Here is a 17,062-nt window from a genome sequence, read left to right as displayed (position 1 = left end):
CCGGACCGCCGTCCGGGGCGCGCGACGTCGCGGTTGACGCAACCGTGACCGCCCTGCACCCATGACAATGCCTCACGGTTTTGAGATAACGGCCCGATAATGGCGCGCAAAGCGCCGCGGGCGGTATCTTCTGACGGAAGGACGGGGCAGGCATGAAATTTCTGACAAAGCTGTTGCTGGGGTTGGCGGTGGTGACATTCGCCGTCTCCTGCGGGCGCACGCCGCCGCGGGGGGGCGGCTATTCGGGCTATCAGGTGGCGCCCGGACCGGGGGCGAATCCGCAGCTGGGCGACCGGGCGCCGCATCAGTGGCGCAACGGCGCGCCCTATGGCCACGCGGTCCATGGCATCGATATCTCCCGCTGGCAGGGGGACATCGACTGGAACCGGGTGCGCGGCGCGGGCATCAGTTTCGCCTTCATCAAGGCGACCGAGGGGGGCGACCATGCCGACCCGAACTTCCGCCGCTACTGGTACGAGGCCGCGCAGGCCCGCATCCCGCGGGGTGCCTATCACTTCTACTATTTCTGCCGATCTGGCGCCGAAAACGCCTATTGGTACATCCGGAACGTCCCGCGCGAGGCCGGATCGCTGCCGCCCGTCCTGGACATGGAATGGACCAATTCGCGCAACTGCCCCCGCAGGCCCCCGGCCGCCGAGGTGCTGCGCGAGGCCGAGGTCTTCATGCAGATCGTCGGCCGCCATTACGGCCAGCGCCCGATCATCTACACCACGGTCGATTTCTACCGTGAGAACCAGATGGGCCGCATGAACGCGGAGTTCTGGCTGCGCTCGGTCGCGGACCATCCCAGTGTCACCTATCCGGGCCAGCGCTGGACCTTCTGGCAGTATACCGGCACGGGCATTGTTCCGGGCATTCAGGGCGACACGGACATCAACGCCTTCGTGGGATCGGCTGCGGATTGGGCACGATGGCTGCAGGCGCGTCTGGTCCGCTAGCGCCGCGGCGCTGGCTGAGGGTCGAGTTCGCGGCGCTCTATGTCGGGGCGCCGCTGGCCATCGCGCTGTTCCTGCCGCCCGAGCGGCTGTTCACCGCGCTGGCGGTGTTCAGCCTGGCCGGAATGGCGCTGCTGTGGATCACCGGCGGGTTCCGCTGGCGGGTGCTGGTGCGGGGCTGGCGGCGGATGCCCTGGCAGGAGCTGGCGGGCATCGCGCTGGCGACGCTGGCGGCGGGCTGGCTGATCCTGGCCTGGACCCGCCCCGAGGCGCTGTTCGCCATGCCCCGCAACCGGCCCGAATTCCTGCTGGTCATCTGGACCTTCTATCCGATCCTGTCGGCCCTGCCGCAGGAGCTGATCTTCCGCCCGCTGTTCTTTCACCGCTACGGCGCGATCCTGCCCGAGGGGCGGGCGGCCATCGCGCTGAACGCGGCGGTCTTCTCCTTCGCGCATCTGATGTACTGGTCGTGGATCGTGGCGATCATGACCTTCGTGGGCGGCTGGTTCTTCGCGCGCGCCTATCTGCGGCACGGCTTTCCGGCGGCTTGGGCGCTGCACGCGGTGGCGGGCAACGTGCTCTTCGCGGTCGGCATGGGGGTCTATTTCTACAGCGGCAATGTGGTGCGGCCGTTCTGAGCGCCCATTCTGAGAGGTTGACTTCCCGGCCGTCCCGCGCTTTGTGCGGGGGCTGAAATCTTGGGGAAAACGCTCATGCACGCCTATCGCAGCCATACCTGCGGCGACCTGAAGGCCGCCGATGCCGGAACCACCGTCCGCCTGTCGGGCTGGGTCCACCGGGTCCGCGATCATGGGGGCGTGCTGTTCGTCGACCTGCGCGACCATTACGGCATGACGCAGGTCCTGGCCGACAGCGACAGCCCGGCCTTTGCCGCGATGGACAGGCTGCGGGCCGAGACGGTCGTCCGCATCGACGGGCGGGTGAAGTTGCGTGACGCGTCGCTGGTCAACCCCAAGCTGCCCACCGGCGAGATCGAGGTCTATGCGACCGAGATCGAGGTGCTGGGCCCCGCGGACGAACTGCCCCTGCCGGTCTTCGGCGATCAGGACTACCCCGAGGAGACGCGGCTGGCCTACCGCTTCCTGGACCTGCGCCGCGAGAGCCTGCACAACAACATCATGCTGCGCTCCAAGGTGGTGCGCTCGATCCGCAACCGCATGTGGGACCAGGGCTTCACCGAATTCCAGACCCCGATCATCACGGCCAGCAGCCCCGAGGGCGCGCGCGACTTCCTGGTGCCGTCGCGGCTGCATCCGGGCAAGTTCTATGCCCTGCCGCAGGCGCCCCAGCAGTTCAAGCAGCTGATCATGGTCGCGGGCTTCGACAAGTATTTCCAGATCGCCCCCTGCTTCCGCGACGAGGACCCGCGCGCCGACCGCAGCCCGACCGACTTCTATCAGCTGGACATGGAAATGTCCTTCGTTCGGCAAGAAGACGTGTTCGCCACCGTCCAGCCGGTCATCCAGGGCCTGTTCGAGGAGTTCGGCGGCGGCCGCCGCGTGGACGCCGACTGGCCGCTGATCCCCTATGCCGAGAGCCTGCTGAAATACGGCACCGACAAGCCGGACCTTCGCAACCCGATCGAGATGCAGATCGTCAGCGATCACTTCCGCGGATCGGGCTTCGGCATCTTCGCCAAGCTGCTGGAGCAGGACGGCACGCAGGTCCGCGCCATTCCCGCGCCCACCGGCGGCAGCCGCAAGTTCGCCGACCGCATGAATGCCTTCGCCCAGAGCCAGGGCCTGCCCGGCATGGGCTACATCTTCTGGCGCAAGGCCGAGGACGGCACGACCGAGGCCGCCGGTCCCATCGCCAAGGCGCTCGGCGTCGAGAAGACCGAGGCGATCCGCACACAGCTGGGCTTGGTCGAGGGCGACGCGGCCTTCTTCCTGGGCGGCCGTCCCGACCAGTTCGAGGCCGTCGCGGGCCGCGCCCGCACCGAGATCGGCCGCGAGCTGGGCCTGATCGACGAGAACCAGTTCAAGTTCGCTTGGATCGTCGATTTCCCGATGTACGAGAAGACCGACGAGGGCAAGATCGACTTCAGCCACAACCCTTTCTCGATGCCGCAAGGCGGGATGGAGGCGCTGCAGGGCGACCCGCTGGAGGTTCTGGGGTACCAGTACGACCTGGCCTGCAACGGCTATGAGCTGATCAGCGGCGCGATCCGCAACCATACGCCCGAGATCATGTTCAAGGCCTTCGAGCTGGCCGGCTATCCGGCCTCCGAGGTCGAGAAGCGCTTCGGCGGCATGGTCAAGGCGTTCCGCTATGGCGCGCCGCCGCACGGGGGTTGCGCCGCGGGCATCGACCGCATCGTGATGCTGCTGGCCGACGAGCAGAACATCCGCGAGGTCATCATGTTCCCGATGAACCAGCGCGCCGAGGACCTGATGATGGGCGCCCCGAGCGAGCCCACCAACGAGCAGATGCGCGACCTGCGCCTGCGGACGTTGCCGAAAGAGTGACCTGACAGCGGGGGGCGGATCATGGCAGTGTGCTGCGCAGCAGCAACTGCCAAGGGGTCCGTCCTCGCATGACCAGCTATGCCCATCTTGCGGCGCTGCGGCTCGGCTATGGCCTGTCGCCGCGCCTGACGCCGCCTGCCGATCCCGCAGGGGTCGCCGCCGCTGTCGCCGCCGCGACCGCGCCGGACCCTCAGGGGGTGACGCTGGATCAGGTGCGCGACTGGCAGAAGACGGCCCAACTGCTGAAGCGCGACCTGCGCCAGGACAAGCCCGATGCGCGCAAGGCCGACCGCAGCCACCGTCAGGCGCTGCGCGGCGCCGTCACCGCCGCGATCCGCGGTCGCTTCGCGCGGGCGGTGGACGACCCCTCGGGCTTTGGAGAGCGTCTGGTGGCGTTCTGGGCCGATCACTTCACCGTCCGGGGCGGCACGGTCTATCTGGACCTGTTCGGGGTCTCGATGGTCGAGGAGGCGATCCGCCCGCATCTCTCCGGGCGCTTCGCCGACATGATGTTCGCGGCCGAGACCCATCCCGCCATGCTGCGCTTTCTGGACCAGGCGCGGGCGGTGGGGCCGAATTCGGTCGAGGCGCGCAAGAACCCCAAGCGCGCGACCGGCCTCAACGAGAACCACGCCCGCGAGATGATCGAGCTGCACAGCCTGGGCGTCGGCGCGCCCTACAGCCAGCGCGATGTCGAACAGCTGGCCGAACTGCTGACCGGGCTGACCTACAATCCGCGCCAGCCGGGCGTCTTCCGCCCCTCCCGCGCCGAACCGGGCGCCGAGACGGTGCTGGGGCGCGATTATGGCGGCGACAAGCCCAGCCTGGACGACATCCGCGCGGTCATCGACGCGCTGGCGGGCCATGAGGCCACGGCCCGGCACCTCGCGCGCAAGATGGCCGTGCATTTCATCGCCGACGATCCGCCCGCGGCCCTGGTCGATCGGCTGACGGGCGTCTTCGTCGACAGCGGCGGCGATCTGGGCGCGATGAACCTGGCCCTGGCCGAGGCGCCCGAGCTGGAGACGCATTTCCGCGCCAAGATGCGCCAGCCCTTCGAGTTCCTGGCGGCCAGCCTGCGCGCCCTGGGGCTGGACGGCGCGCGGATCCGGGCGATGCCCGGCCGCGATCTGCAGACGGTCCTGCTGCAGCCGCTGGCGGTGATGGGGCAGCCCTGGGTCGGCCCGCCCGGTCCGGACGGCTGGCCCGAGGAGGCCGCAGCTTGGGCCAGCCCGCAGGGTCTGGCCATGCGGATCTCCTGGGCGATGAGCCACCCCGAGCGGCTGGCCGCGCCCCTTCCCGATGCGCGCGCCTTCCTGCGCAGCACCCTGGCCGACACGGCCTCGGGGTCGCTGGAATGGGCCGTGCCGCGCGCCGAGAGCCAGGCCGAAGGCATCGCGCTGGTCCTGGCCTCGGCCGATTTCAACCGGAGATGATGCCATGCTGACGCGCCGCCTGTTCCTGAAATCCACCGCGCTGATCGGCTGTTCGGCGGCCGCCCATCCGCTGCTGTCCAGCGCGACCTTTGCCGCGGCCCCCGGAGAGAACCGCCTGGTGGTCATCATCCTGCGCGGGGCGATGGACGGACTGGACGCGTTCCAGCCCTATGGCGACCGCAACCTGTCCGGGCTGCGCAAGACGCTGTCCTTGGGCCCCGATCACGGTGCAACGGATCTGGACGGGTTCTATGCGCTGCATCCGGGGCTGGAGGCGCTGCTGCCGCTGTGGCGGGCGGGGCAGCTGGGTTTCGCGCCTGCGGTCTCGACGCCCTATCGCGACAAGCGCAGCCATTTCGACGGCCAGAACATGCTGGAGGCCGGGACCGGCACCGATGTCGGCCTGAATGCGCAGCAGGACGGCTGGCTGAACCGGCTGCTGCAGCAGATGCCGGGCCAGAGCTCCGAGACGGCCTATTCGGTGGGCGTCGCGCAGATGCCGATCCTGCGCGGCGCGGCCCCGGCGAAAAGCTGGACCCCCGAGGCCAACATGACCCTGACCCCGCAGGCGCAGCTGCTGCTGGATCACATCTATCACGACGATCCGCTGTTCCGCGATGCCAGCCGGCAGGCGATGGAGATCATCACCGGCCTGTCGCCCGAGCTGCTGGAGAGCGCTCCCGGAGAGGAGCATCTGCAGCTGGCCCGCTTTGCCGCGGATCGGCTGAACGGCGAGACGCGGATCGCGACCTTCTCGGTCGCGGGCTGGGACACGCATGCGGGGCAGGCGGGCAGCATGACCCGCGCATTGGGGCGGTTGGCCGACACGATCCTGACGCTGCGAGATGCGCTCGGGGCCCATTGGGACCGCACCACGGTCATGGCGATGACCGAGTTCGGCCGCACCGTGCGCGAGAACGGATCGGCCGGGACCGACCACGGCACCGGCGGCGCGATGCTGGCCGCGGGCGGGGCGGTCCGCGGCGGACAGGTCTGGGGCGGCTGGCCGGGGCTGGCCGAGGGCGACCTCTATGACGGGCGCGACCTGATGCCGCTTCGCGACATCCGCGCCTATGCGGCCTGGGCGATGCACGCGAAGTTCGGCATCGCGCGCGACGTTCTGGAAGGGACGGTCTTTCCGGGGCTGGAGATGGGCGGCGATCCGGGCCTGACCGCATGAGCCTCACATCTCGGCCACGCGGGACAGGCGGTCCTGGACCATGCCGCTGATGCGGGCCAGATCGGTGGCCAGCGCGTAACCCGCCACATGGTCGCGCGCCAGTGCCGCAGCCGCGGCCTCGAGCGCCGGATCATGGGCCGACCGGGCCACCCCGGCCAGGAAGCGCGCGATATAGTCGATCTCGGCGGTGTCCTGGGCGCTGGACAGGACCTCGGCCACATGGGCCAGATCGTCGCGCAGGCCGGACGCATCGGGCTGGATCACGTCGTCGGGCACCGCACGCGGCCCCGGATAGGCGCTGCCCGCGGGCAGCGTGGCCAGGATCGCCTGCTGGAAGACGGCCAAGCTCTCGACCGGCTTCGGCAGGAAGCCGTCCGCGCCCGCAGCCAGCGCCTCTCCGGCGCGGTCCGGATCGCCCGACATGGCCAGGATCACCGGCACGCGCGGTTCGGCCGCCTGCAGCTCCGCGATCAGCGCCACCCCGTCGCCGTCGGGCAGGCCCAGATCGACGATCACCACTGCGGGACGATAGCTGCGCAGATGCCGGGCCGCGGACCGCAGGCAGTCCGCGCGGCGAATCCGCGCACCCGATTTCAGGCATAGCAGCCGCACGGCCTCGCTGGCAAAGCGAGAATCCTCGATCACCAGCACCGTCAGGCCGGTCAGGGGCCGGCCGGGCAGCGACAATCGCCATTGCGGCAAGGGCTTGGCAGCATTCGTTTCCAGTTCGGTCACCATCCTCGGTCCCCTTTCATCCCGGCAGGGCCAGCTAATCCCAGATTCGCTAAGAAGCCGTTAACGACGCCGCTTTTCCTTTCCCCAATCGGTCCGACGGCTTACAAGGCGGCAAACGGAGGGTGTGATGATCGGTCGTCTGAACCATGTCGCCATCGCCGTCCCCGACCTGGGGGCCGCGGCCGCGCAATACGAAACCGCCCTGGGCGCCCGCGTCGGCGCGCCCCAGGACGAACCCGATCACGGCGTGACCGTGATCTTCATCGAGCTGCCCAACACCAAGATCGAACTGCTTCATCCCCTGGGCGAGGCCAGCCCGATCCAGGCCTTCCTGGACCGCAACCCGGCCGGCGGCATCCACCACATCTGCTATGAGGTCGAGGACATCCTGGCCGCCCGCGACCACCTGAAGGGGCAGGGCGCCCGCGTCCTGGGCAGCGGCGAGCCGAAGATCGGCGCCCATGGCAAGCCGGTGCTGTTCCTGCACCCCAAGGACTTCAACGGCTGCCTGATCGAACTGGAGCAAGTCTGATGAACCTGACCGGCGGCATCGTCCTTTTCGCATCGCTGTGGTTCCTGACGCTGTTCTGCGTCATGCCGATCGGCCAGCGCAGCCAGGCGGATGCGGGATCGGTCGTTCCGGGAACCCATGCGGGCGCGCCCTCGGGCGTCAACTGGCGGCGCAAGCTGCTGTGGACGACCGCGATCACCAGCCTGCTCTGGGCGGTGATCGCATGGGTGATCCTGGGCGGGATCGTCACCCGGGCCGATATCTCGAACCTGGATCAACTGGTCCGCTGATCATCTGGAACAGGTGGGTGAAGGCCGCCGCCGCCAGCAGCGGCACCGTGACGTTCACCACCGGGATGACCAGCCCCACCGCGACCAGCACCCCGGTCGCGGTAACCTTTCCCGAATGGGCCTGACGCAGCGCGCGGGCGGGACCCTCCTTTAGGTGGCGGCGGGCGGCCATCTGGAAGAACTCGCGCCCCAGCAGCCAGCCGTTCGCCCCGAAGAACAGGACCGGCGCGAAGGGGCCGATGAAGGGCGTCAGGATCAGGCTTAGCGCCGCGACGCCCAGGACCGCCGCCACGACCGCGACCGATTCCAGCAGCCCGTCGAAGAAGTCCAGCGACCGGCCCTGGCGGTGGGGATAGTGGATCGCCTCGACGCGCGCTGCGACGGTCTCGGAGAAGAGGCCGGCAAAGCCCGCCGCGACCGGGGCCATCAGGAAGATGCCCATCACCGGGAACAGCGCCAGCGACCCCCAGGACAGCACATCGCCGAACTGCACCGCGCCCAGCCACGGCAGCTCCAGCCCGCCGGGCAGCCACAGCCGCAGCGCCCAGAAGATCGCCGCCTGCAGCGCCACGAACAGCACCAGCGTCAGCGCCACGCCCAGCACCGCCAGCCGCAGGACCGAGGGCCGCAGCAGGTCCGCCCAGCCCCGCGCCAGCGCGGTGACCGGCATCATGGCCGCCACGCGGTCTTGGCGTCGATGTCGGGACGGGGCCGTTCGGGCGGGGTGGCCCCGCGCGTGCCCATATGGATCAGCCCGGCGATCCGTTCGGGCGCCGCGACGCCCAGATGCGCCTGCGCGAAATCGGCGTTCAGCGCGGCGAAACCGGTCAGCCAGGCGGCGGCCCAGCCATGGGCCAGGGCCGCGTTCACCAGCCCCAGGCAGACCGCCCCCGCCGACAGCATCTGTTCCCACTCCGGGACCTTGGGGCTGTCGACCGGGCTGAAGACCACCGCGACGATCACCGGAGAGGCCAGCGCCGAGGCGGCCTTCTCGGCCTGCGCCGGGTCCTGACCCGCGGCCAGCACCGCGTCGTGCAGCACCGGCGCCAGCGCGTCCAGCGTCTGCCGGCCCAGCACGACGAAGCGCCACGGCTCCAGCTTGCCGTGGTCGGGCACGCGCGCGGCCAGCGTCAGCAGGTCGCGGATCTGCCCGGCATCCGGGCCGGGGGCGGTCATCAGCTTGGGCGGGTGGGACCGGCGGGTGGCCAGGAACTCCACGGCGGCGTCGTTTTTCTGAGGCAAGTCGATCTCCGGTTGGGCAGCCGCGTGTCAGCGCTGCTTGTCGATGCGGTAGTTCCCTTCGGGAAGGTTCAGCGCCAGGCGCAGCTCGGTCAGCTGGTGCATGGACAGGCTGATGCGCACGACATCGTCGCCGTCCTCGTCCATCTGCTCCAGCACGACGCGGTCGTCGAAGCCCAGGATCACCACGTCCTCGTTCAGGGGGCGCGTGCCCGGTTCGGCCTCGTCGATCAGCGTGATGACGGTGGCGTCGAAGTCGTGTTCGATGGTGAACATGCGATTCTCCCTGGCGGTTGCCCCGACAATCGCGTGAATGGGCGGCAGCGGCAAGCAGGCGGGCTTTACGCGGACCGGGCAGGGGTTAAACTGGCGCGGAATGACGCGTCGCCGGGGCGGCGCCCGAACGGGATGTGGCAGGATGGGCAGAATGATCGCGCGGGGCTGGCTGGCAGGATTGGTCGCGGCGACCGTGACCTTGGCAGGCTGCGCGCCCATGCCCGCACCGATGCCGACCGGCCCGCGGCCCGACCCCTATTCCGCCCCCGCGGCACCGGTCCTGCCGGCCCCCTCCGCACCCCACAGCGGCACGCCGGACGGTGCGGCGCGCAGCTTCGTGCAGGTCATGCGCCGGATGGAGCCCGCGGTGCGGCAGGACTGCCTGAACCGCCGCACCGCGCCGATCAGCTGCGACTTCATCTTCGTCGTCGATGACCGGCCCGGGCTGGAGCCGAACGCCTTCCAGACGGTCGACCGCAACGGCCGGCCGATCGTCGGCTTCACCCTGTCGCTGATCGCCCAGACCCGGTCGCCGGACGAGATCGCCTTCGTCGTGGGCCATGAGGCCGCGCACCACATCCTGAACCACCTCGACCGCAAGTCGGGGGCGGCAACCGCCGCGGCGGTGGTGCTGGGCAGCCTCGCCTCGGCCTATGGCGGCGACACCAGCGCCGTCGCCCGCGCGCAGGAGATCGGCGCATCGGTGGGCGCGCGCTACTACTCCAAGGAGTGGGAGCTGGAGGCCGACTATCTGGGCGCGATCATCGCCCTGAACGCGGGCTACGACCCGATCAGCGGATCGGCCCTGTTCCAGCGCATCCCCGATCCAGGCAACCACGTGATGGGCACGCATCCGGCCCGCGCGCAGCGTCTGGCCCAAGTGCGCCGCGCCGTGGCCGACGTGCAGGCCGGCCGCATCCGCTGATTCGCGGATCCTTGGCCGGGCGGGGGTCCGCGTCCTCGACCGCCCTTTGGCGTGGGGCAGGGGCCGCCGCACGGGTGCCGGAAAGGCCTCGGTGCGGCGGCGTTGACGGTTGTGCCTGCCGCGCCACGTAACAACCCAAAGATGAAATAAAATTCGACATCCGAAAGAAAAACGCTGGCAAATCGGCGGGTTTCTGCTTTAGTCGGCTCAGGTTCGCACAAAACAGATGTTTGAATTGACACCATATGGCGCGGTTGCGCCGATTCTTATGAAGGGGCGCCCATGATCGGGGTTGTCGTGTGGAGCAGTGGATCGCGCGAAAAGGCGATCATCTGGTGCGAAGATCAGGCGACATTGGCTTATCTGCAAGGTCAGGCGAATTTCGTCGGACCGGGCGAATGGCCGCAGCCTGGGGATCTGGTCGAGCTCGACACGCGGACGGTGGGCAATCTGCGCCACGCGCTGTCGGTGTCGATCCTGTCCGAACAGCGTTGCCCGCAGCTGCCGCAACTGCTGGCTGAAACGCCGCCGGCAGCCCGGCCGACGCTGCGCGTCGTCGCAGGGCAGGATTGCGGCGCTGCGCCGCCGGCCGTCCACAAGGCCATGGGCCTGCGTCCGGCCGCCTATCAGCAGTCGCGCAGCGGAGCCGCCCGCTAACGCGGGCGACAGGCGCTCAGACCCCGCGCGACAGGGCGGCGACGCCCGTCCGCGCCAGGTCGATCAGCCCGAGGGGACGCATCAGGTCGGCAAAGGCGTCCAGCTTGGACGGCGTGCCGACCAGTTCGAAGACGAAGCTCTCCAGCGTCGAATCGACCACGTTCGCGCGGAAGATCTCGGCGATGCGCAGCGCCTCGACGCGCTTCTCGCCGCTGCCGCGCACCTTGAAGAGACCCAGCTCGCGCTCGACCGCCGGACCCTCGACGGTCAGGTCGTGGACCTCGTGGACGACCACGATGCGGCCCAGCTGCGCCTTGATCTGCTCGATCACCTCCGGTGTGCCGCGCGTCACCACCGTGATGCGCGAGCGGTGCCCGGTATGGTCCACCTCGGCCACGGTCAGGCTGTCAATGTTATAGCCGCGGCCTGCGAACAGGCCGATCACGCGGGCCAGAACGCCCGGCTCGTTCTCGACCAGGACGGCCAGGGTGTGGCTCTCCTCGCGCGGAGCATGCGGGTCGCGCAGGTCATAGGCCGAATGGCTGGACATGCCCTTCTGGATGTTCAAAGCGTTCATGGTTCTGCCTTTCTCCGGCCGGTCTCAGACCAGCACCGCGCCTTCGGATTCGATCACGCCCTGCGTCTCGGCCTCGCCCAGCAGCATCTCGTTATGCGGCTTGCCCGAGGGGATCATCGGGAAGCAGTTCTCGTGCTTCTCGACCAGCACATCGAGGATGAAGGGGCCGTCATAGTCGATCATCGCTTGGATCGCGGCGTCCAGATCCTTGGGGTCGCGGACTTGCGCGCCGGCGCAACCGAAGGCCTCGGCCAGCTTCACGAAATCGGGCAGGCTGTCCGACCAGGACTGGCTGTAGCGCTCGCCATGCAGCAGCTGCTGCCACTGGCGGACCATGCCAAGGCGTTCGTTGTTCAGGATGAACTGCTTGACCGGCAGGCGGAACTGAACGGCGGTGCCCATCTCCTGCATGTTCATCAGCCAGCTGGCATCGCCCGCGACATTGATGACCAGCGCCTCGGGATGGGCCATCTGCACGCCGATGGATGCGGGCAGGCCATACCCCATCGTGCCCAGACCGCCCGACGTCATCCAGCGGTTCGGTCCCTCAAAGCCCAGATATTGCGCGGCCCACATCTGGTGCTGACCGACCTCGGTCGTGATGTAGCGGTCGTGGTTCTTGGTCAGCGCCTCCAGCCGTTCCAGCGCGTGCTGCGGCTTGATGATCGTGCTGCTGGGCTTGTAGGCCAGACATTTGCGCGCGCGCCATTCCTCGATCTGGCCCCACCACTGCTTGAGCGCCGGGCTGTTGACCTTGCGGCCACGCGATTTCCAGACCTTCAGCAGATCCTCCAGGACGTGACCCACATCGCCGACGATGGGCACGTCGACCCGCACCACCTTGTTGATGGAGGACGGGTCGATGTCGATATGCGCCTTGACCGAACCGGGGCTGAAATCCGCGATCCGCCCGGTGATCCGGTCGTCGAAGCGCGCGCCGATGTTGATCATCAGGTCGCAGCCATGCATCGCCAGATTGGCCTCATAGGTGCCGTGCATGCCCAGCATGCCCAGCCACTTGTCGCCCGATGCCGGATAGCAGCCCAGCCCCATCAGGGTCGAGGTGACCGGAAAGCCCGTCCCCTCGGCCAGTTCGCGCAGCAGCTGGCTGGCGCCCGGGCCCGAGTTGATGACCCCGCCGCCCGTGTACAGGATCGGCCGCTCGGCCTGTTCCATCAGCTCGACCAGGCGCGTGATCGCGGCCAAGTCGCCCTTTTTCGTGGGGTTGTAGCGGCCATTGTCGACCTGCTTGGGTCCGACATAGGTGCCGGTCGCGAACTGCACGTCCTTGGGAATGTCGATCAGAACCGGACCCGGACGGCCCGAGGTCGCGACGTGAAAGCCCTTGTGGATCGTGGCGGCCAGCTTGTCCGTATCCTTGACCAGCCAGTTGTGCTTGGTGCAGGGCCGCGTGATGCCGACTGTGTCGGCCTCCTGGAACCCGTCGGTGCCGATCATGAAGGTCGGGACCTGGCCCGACAGCACGACCAGCGGGATCGAATCCAGCAGCGCATCGGTCAGGCCGGTGACCGCGTTCGTGGCGCCGGGGCCCGACGTGACCAGCACGACGCCCGGCTTGCCGGTGGCGCGGGCATAGCCCTCGGCCATGTGGACGGCGCCCTGTTCGTGGCGCACCAGGACATGGGTAATGTCGTTCTGCTGGAAGATCTCGTCATAGATGGGTAGCACGGCCCCGCCCGGATATCCGAATACGGTATCGACGCCCTGATCGCGCAGCGCCTCGACCACCATTCTCGCACCCGTCATTGTTCGGGACATCGTCTTGCTCCATCCATCAAAAAACACCCGCCGGCGGGGCCTTCCCCGACCCGGCGTCGGCGCAACCTAGGGTCACGCCTTGACCGGGTCAATGCCCATTCATGGAGAAAGTGACGCAGGCAGCCTGTGAATTGAAACTTTATTTCGCGGATTGACGGGCGCTATCGGTCGAACTGCGGCAGCGCGATCCGGGCCACCTGCTCCACGATGGGATCGACGGACAGGGGATGGGCCTCGTTCGAATGGGCCTCGGGGTCGCCGATATCCTGCCACACGCCGCCCTTGTAGATCTCCAGCGCGTCGAAGCGGGCCTTGTAGTCCATCTTGCGGCTGCCCGGCACCCAATAGCCCAGATAGACATAGGGCAGCCCCGCAGCGCGGGCGATCTCGATATGGTCCAGGATGATGTAGGTCCCCATGCTGGCCCCGGCCAGCAGCGGATCGTAGAAGCTGTAGACCAGGCTCAGCCCGTCATCCAGCACGTCGGTCAGGCAGACCCCGGCCAAGTGGTCGTCCCCCTCGGCCAGGTCCGGCATGGCGGCGTCGCTGCAGCGGTATTCGATGACGCGCGTCTTGACCGGGGTCTCCTCGATCATCGCGGCGAACTCGAAGATGTCCATGTCGGCCATGCCCCCGTCGGCATGGCGGCGGTCCAGATAGCGGCGGAATAGCTCGAACTGCTCCTCGGTCGCCCAAGCACTGGTGGCCAGGCGGCGCAGGGCGCCGTTGCGCTGCGCGATGCGGCGCTGCGTGCGCGAGGGCCGGAAATCGGCGACCCGGATGCGCGCCGACATGCAGGCCACGCAGCTTTCGCAGCTGGGCCGATAGAGCACGTTCTGCGACCGCCGAAACCCCTGCCGCGACAGCGCATTGTTCAGATCGGCGGCATTGTCGCCCTGCAGCGCGGTGAACAGCTTGCGTTCGGCGCGGCCATGCAGATAGGGGCAGGGCTGCGGGGCCGTGACATAGAACTGCGGCGCATGGGGAAGCGTATGGCGCATCACGTGCGCCCCGTGCAGCATCTGGGCAGATCGCGGCTGGTCATGCGGGCGCTGATGGTTCCGGTTGGTCGATGGAATGTCGCAGAGCCTAGCAACCTTTGCCGGACAGGCCAAGCGCGGAAAGCATCCCGCGGCCGCAACCTGCCGGAATGGTTTACGCCCCGGCTGGCCCGCCGCCGTTGACGGGGCGCGGGCGGCGGCTAAGGTGACCGCCATGAGCTTCTCCGACCGCATCACCCGCCTGCCGCTGCCTGCCGATCCCGCCCGCGGCGCCGATCTGGCGGGGCTGTTTTCCGCCTGTCCCGACCGCCTGCGCGACCTGATCGCGGGGGCCGCGGGCAGCAGCCCCTATCTGGCCGGGCTGCTGCGGTCCGAGGCGGACTGGCTGGTCGCGGCGCTGGAGCATGACGATGTCGTCGCACGCGAGACGGCGGGCCTCGCGACGCTGGAGCCCGAGGATCTGGGCGTGGCGCTGCGGCGGGCCAAGCGGCGGGTGGCGCTGCAGGCGGCGCTGGCCGATCTGGGCGGGGTCTGGCCGCTGGAGCGGGTGACCGGCGCGCTGTCCGATCTGGCCGACCGGGCCGTCGATCTGGCGCTGCGCGCGCATGTCGCGACCGAGATCCGGCGCGGCAAGCTGCCCGAGACCCGGGCCGATGCGGGGGGCATCTTCGCGCTGGCCATGGGCAAGGGCGGCGCGCGCGAGCTGAACTACAGCTCGGACATCGACCTGATCGTGCTGTTCGACGAGACCGCCTATGCCGAGGCCGATCAGATGGAGGCCCGCGCCGCCCTGATCCGGGCCACGCGGCGCATGGCCGGGACGCTGTCGGACGTGACCGGGCACGGCTATGTCTTCCGCGTGGACCTACGGCTGAGGCCCGACGCCTCGGTAACGCCGGTCTGCATCTCGACCGCCGCCGCGCTGGCCTATTACGAGGCCGAGGGGCGGACTTGGGAACGCGCGGCCTTCATCAAGGCGCGCGCCGCCGCGGGCGACATCGCGGCGGGCGAGCGGTTCCTGCGGGAGCTGCGGCCCTTTGTCTGGCGCAAGCACCTGGATTTCGCGGCCATCCAGGACGCCCACGACATGCGCCTGCGCATCCGCGACCACAAGGGCCTGGGCGGGCGGCTGGAGGTGGCGGGCCACAACCTCAAGCTGGGCCGGGGCGGCATCCGCGAGATCGAGTTCTTTACCCAGACCCGCCAGCTGATCGCGGGCGGGCGCGACCGCGACCTGCAGTGCCACGACACCGTCGGCGGCCTTACGGCACTGGCCGCCAAGGGCTGGGTGCCCGCCGATGTGGCGGAGGAGCTGACCGCGCATTACCGCGAACATCGCGACATCGAGCACCGCATCCAGATGGTGAACGACGCCCAGACCCACAGCCTGCCCAAGGACCCCGAGGGCCTGCGCGTCGTCGCGGCCCTGTCGGGCGCGGCCGATCCGCAGGCCTGGTGCGCGCATCTCAAGGCGCGGCTGGCCCGCGTCCACGACCTGACCGAGCGGTTCTTCGCGCCGCAGGCCGCCAGCGCACCGCTGCCCGAGCTGTCGGCGCAGTCGCGCGACATCATCGCGGGCTGGCAGGCCTATCCGGCGCTGCGTTCGGACCGGGCGCGCCAGATCTTCCGCCGGATCGAGGCGCCACTTCTGTCGCGCATGGCCGGGGCGGGCCACCCGGAGGAGGCCCTGGCGCGCTTCGACCGGTTCCTGTCGGGCCTGCCCGCGGGGGTGCAGCTGTTCTCGCTCTTCGAGGCGAACCCGCAGCTGATCGACCTGCTCGTGGACATCTGTGGCACCGCGCCGGCGCTGGCGGCCTATCTGGCGCGCCATCCGGCGGTGCTGGACGCGGTGCTGGCCGGCAGCTTCTTCGCGCCCTGGCCGGGCGAGCCGGGGCTGCGCGACGATCTGGCGCGCGTGCTGGAGCGGGCGCTGACCCAGCCCGGCGGCGGTTACGAACGCGCGCTGGATGCGGCGCGGCGATGGGCGCATGAATGGCAGTTCCGCATCGGCGTGCATCACCTGCGCGGCCTGATCGGCGCGGACGAGGCGGCGGTGCACTATGCCGATCTGGCCGGGGCCTGTGTCGCGGCGCTGATGCCGGTCACGGCCGAGGATTTCGCCCGCCGTCACGGCCCGCCGCCGGGGCGCGGCGCTGTGGTGCTGGGCATGGGGTCCCTGGGGGCGCGCGTGCTGAATGCCGGGTCGGATCTGGACCTGATCGTGGTCTATGACGCGGCGGGGGTCGAGGCCTCCGACGGGCCGCGTCCGCTGGCGGCGCGCCCCTATTACGCGCGGCTGACCCAGGCCATGGTGACCGCCCTGTCCGCGCCCACGGCCGAAGGGCGGCTCTATGAGGTCGACATGCGGCTGCGCCCTTCCGGGCGGCAGGGGCCGGTGGCGACCTCGCTGGACAGCTTCCGCAGCTATCAGCTGACCGAGGCCTGGACCTGGGAGCATCTGGCCCTGACCCGCGCCCGCGTCGTGGCCCGCTGCGGCGGGGCTTCGGATGCGCTGGCGGACGAGATCGAGGCCCTGCGGATCGACGTGCTGCGCCAGCGTGGGGGCGACGGGCGGGTGATGCCTGACGTGGCGCAGATGCGGGCGCGCCTCTTTGCGGCCAAGCCGGCGGATGGGCCGCTGGACGCGCGGCGCGGGCCGGGTCGGTTGCAGGACATCGACCTGTTGGCGCAGGCCTGCGCCCTGCGGACAGGTGATCCGGCGCGTAGCACGCTTGCGCAGCTGCGCGCGGGGCGGCGCGGCGGTCTGCTGTCGGCCGATGCGGCCGAGCGCCTGTCCTCCGCCTGGCGCGCCCTGTGGCGGCTGCACGCGGCGACCCGGCTTCTGACCGAGCGCCCGCTGGACATGGAGGAGATCGGCCACGGCGGCCAGGCGTTCCTGCTGCGCGAGGTGGGCGTGACCGATGCCGACCAGCTGTCGCAGGAAGTGGCGCGCCATGTCGCCGACGCCCGCGCCCTGATCGAGGCCGACATGCCCGCGACCGGCGACTGAG

Annotated in this window: 17 protein-coding genes; 10 read left to right on the top strand and 7 right to left on the bottom strand. The window is 69.4% G+C overall.

Features of this window, described 5'->3' with window-relative positions; genetic code table 11:
* The first annotated feature begins 152 nt into the window (after positions 1 to 152).
* The 5 genes from AACG61_RS11095 to AACG61_RS11075 all read left to right on the top strand — a co-directional run bounded on the left by AACG61_RS11095 (position 153) and on the right by AACG61_RS11075 (position 6,061).
* Positions 153 to 959 (top strand): GH25 family lysozyme, encoded by an 807-nt coding sequence (locus tag AACG61_RS11095; protein ID WP_411837190.1) that lies wholly within the window; start codon positions 153 to 155, stop codon positions 957 to 959.
* Complete coding sequence (locus AACG61_RS11090) at positions 932 to 1,594, top strand: CPBP family intramembrane glutamic endopeptidase (protein ID WP_411837189.1); 663 nt, start codon at positions 932 to 934, stop codon at positions 1,592 to 1,594. Before AACG61_RS11095 ends, AACG61_RS11090 begins: the two co-directional genes overlap by 28 nt.
* Before the next feature lie 75 nt (positions 1,595 to 1,669).
* Entirely contained in the window at positions 1,670 to 3,445 is a 1,776-nt protein-coding gene (aspS, locus tag AACG61_RS11085; protein ID WP_411837188.1) for an aspartate--tRNA ligase, read from the top strand.
* A 68-nt stretch (positions 3,446 to 3,513) separates the two neighbouring features.
* Positions 3,514 to 4,881 (top strand): DUF1800 domain-containing protein, encoded by a 1,368-nt coding sequence (locus AACG61_RS11080; protein ID WP_411837187.1) that lies wholly within the window; start codon positions 3,514 to 3,516, stop codon positions 4,879 to 4,881.
* A gap of 4 nt (positions 4,882 to 4,885) precedes the next feature.
* The gene (locus tag AACG61_RS11075) at positions 4,886 to 6,061 is read left to right on the top strand and encodes a DUF1501 domain-containing protein (protein WP_411837186.1); all 1,176 of its coding nucleotides are present in this window, start codon (positions 4,886 to 4,888) and stop codon (positions 6,059 to 6,061) included.
* A 3-nt stretch (positions 6,062 to 6,064) separates the two neighbouring features.
* On the opposite strand, the gene AACG61_RS11070 is transcribed toward AACG61_RS11075, so the two are convergent.
* A complete protein-coding gene (locus AACG61_RS11070) occupies positions 6,065 to 6,799 on the bottom strand; it encodes a response regulator (RefSeq protein WP_411837185.1) in 735 nt (244 codons plus the stop codon).
* A 124-nt stretch (positions 6,800 to 6,923) separates the two neighbouring features.
* Between AACG61_RS11070 and mce the strand changes: the two genes are divergently transcribed.
* Together mce and AACG61_RS11060 are read left to right on the top strand one after the other, a co-directional pair.
* Complete coding sequence (gene mce, locus AACG61_RS11065; protein WP_411837184.1) at positions 6,924 to 7,328, top strand: methylmalonyl-CoA epimerase; 405 nt, start codon at positions 6,924 to 6,926, stop codon at positions 7,326 to 7,328.
* Positions 7,328 to 7,597 carry a DUF1467 family protein gene (locus AACG61_RS11060; RefSeq protein WP_411837183.1) on the top strand — a complete coding sequence of 90 codons (270 nt, stop codon included), beginning with the start codon at positions 7,328 to 7,330 and terminating at the stop codon, positions 7,595 to 7,597. The genes mce and AACG61_RS11060 overlap by 1 nt, the downstream gene beginning before the upstream one ends.
* Here AACG61_RS11060 and AACG61_RS11055 read toward each other — a convergent pair.
* The 3 genes from AACG61_RS11055 to AACG61_RS11045 are packed head-to-tail and all read right to left on the bottom strand — an operon-like array spanning position 7,554 to position 9,112.
* The gene (locus tag AACG61_RS11055; RefSeq protein ID WP_411837182.1) at positions 7,554 to 8,270 is read right to left on the bottom strand and encodes an EI24 domain-containing protein; all 717 of its coding nucleotides are present in this window, start codon (positions 8,268 to 8,270) and stop codon (positions 7,554 to 7,556) included. The genes AACG61_RS11060 and AACG61_RS11055 overlap by 44 nt on opposite strands.
* The gene (locus tag AACG61_RS11050; RefSeq protein ID WP_411837181.1) at positions 8,267 to 8,839 is read right to left on the bottom strand and encodes a nitroreductase; all 573 of its coding nucleotides are present in this window, start codon (positions 8,837 to 8,839) and stop codon (positions 8,267 to 8,269) included. The genes AACG61_RS11055 and AACG61_RS11050 overlap by 4 nt, the downstream gene beginning before the upstream one ends.
* 27 nt (positions 8,840 to 8,866) lie before the next feature.
* Positions 8,867 to 9,112 carry a hypothetical protein gene (locus tag AACG61_RS11045; RefSeq protein WP_411837180.1) on the bottom strand — a complete coding sequence of 82 codons (246 nt, stop codon included), beginning with the start codon at positions 9,110 to 9,112 and terminating at the stop codon, positions 8,867 to 8,869.
* 142 nt (positions 9,113 to 9,254) lie between these two features.
* On the opposite strand from AACG61_RS11045, the gene AACG61_RS11040 reads away from it, so the two are divergent.
* The gene (locus AACG61_RS11040; RefSeq protein WP_411837179.1) at positions 9,255 to 10,037 is read left to right on the top strand and encodes a M48 family metalloprotease; all 783 of its coding nucleotides are present in this window, start codon (positions 9,255 to 9,257) and stop codon (positions 10,035 to 10,037) included.
* Between the two features lie 282 nt (positions 10,038 to 10,319).
* Positions 10,320 to 10,694: a hypothetical protein gene (locus AACG61_RS11035; protein WP_411837178.1), complete on the top strand. Its 375-nt coding sequence runs from the start codon at positions 10,320 to 10,322 to the stop codon at positions 10,692 to 10,694.
* A 16-nt stretch (positions 10,695 to 10,710) separates the two neighbouring features.
* On the opposite strand, the gene ilvN is transcribed toward AACG61_RS11035, so the two are convergent.
* From ilvN to AACG61_RS11020, 3 genes are all read right to left on the bottom strand, one after another.
* Complete coding sequence (ilvN, locus tag AACG61_RS11030; protein WP_411837177.1) at positions 10,711 to 11,271, bottom strand: acetolactate synthase small subunit; 561 nt, start codon at positions 11,269 to 11,271, stop codon at positions 10,711 to 10,713.
* 24 nt (positions 11,272 to 11,295) lie between these two features.
* Entirely contained in the window at positions 11,296 to 13,050 is a 1,755-nt protein-coding gene (locus AACG61_RS11025) for an acetolactate synthase 3 large subunit (RefSeq protein WP_411837176.1), read from the bottom strand.
* A 161-nt stretch (positions 13,051 to 13,211) separates the two neighbouring features.
* The gene (locus AACG61_RS11020; RefSeq protein ID WP_411837175.1) at positions 13,212 to 14,051 is read right to left on the bottom strand and encodes an arginyltransferase; all 840 of its coding nucleotides are present in this window, start codon (positions 14,049 to 14,051) and stop codon (positions 13,212 to 13,214) included.
* Between the two features lie 214 nt (positions 14,052 to 14,265).
* On the opposite strand from AACG61_RS11020, the gene AACG61_RS11015 reads away from it, so the two are divergent.
* Positions 14,266 to 17,061, top strand: coding sequence for a glutamine-synthetase adenylyltransferase (locus AACG61_RS11015; protein ID WP_411837174.1), 2,796 nt, complete (start codon positions 14,266 to 14,268; stop codon positions 17,059 to 17,061).
* Position 17,062: the final 1 nt, after the last annotated feature.

The sequence above is a fragment of the Paracoccus sp. ME4 genome, from assembly GCF_046736325.1.
In the GTDB taxonomy this organism is placed as follows: domain Bacteria; phylum Pseudomonadota; class Alphaproteobacteria; order Rhodobacterales; family Rhodobacteraceae; genus Paracoccus.
Note: the sequence above shows the minus strand (reverse complement) of the source record. Positions and strands in the feature narration are given on the sequence as shown.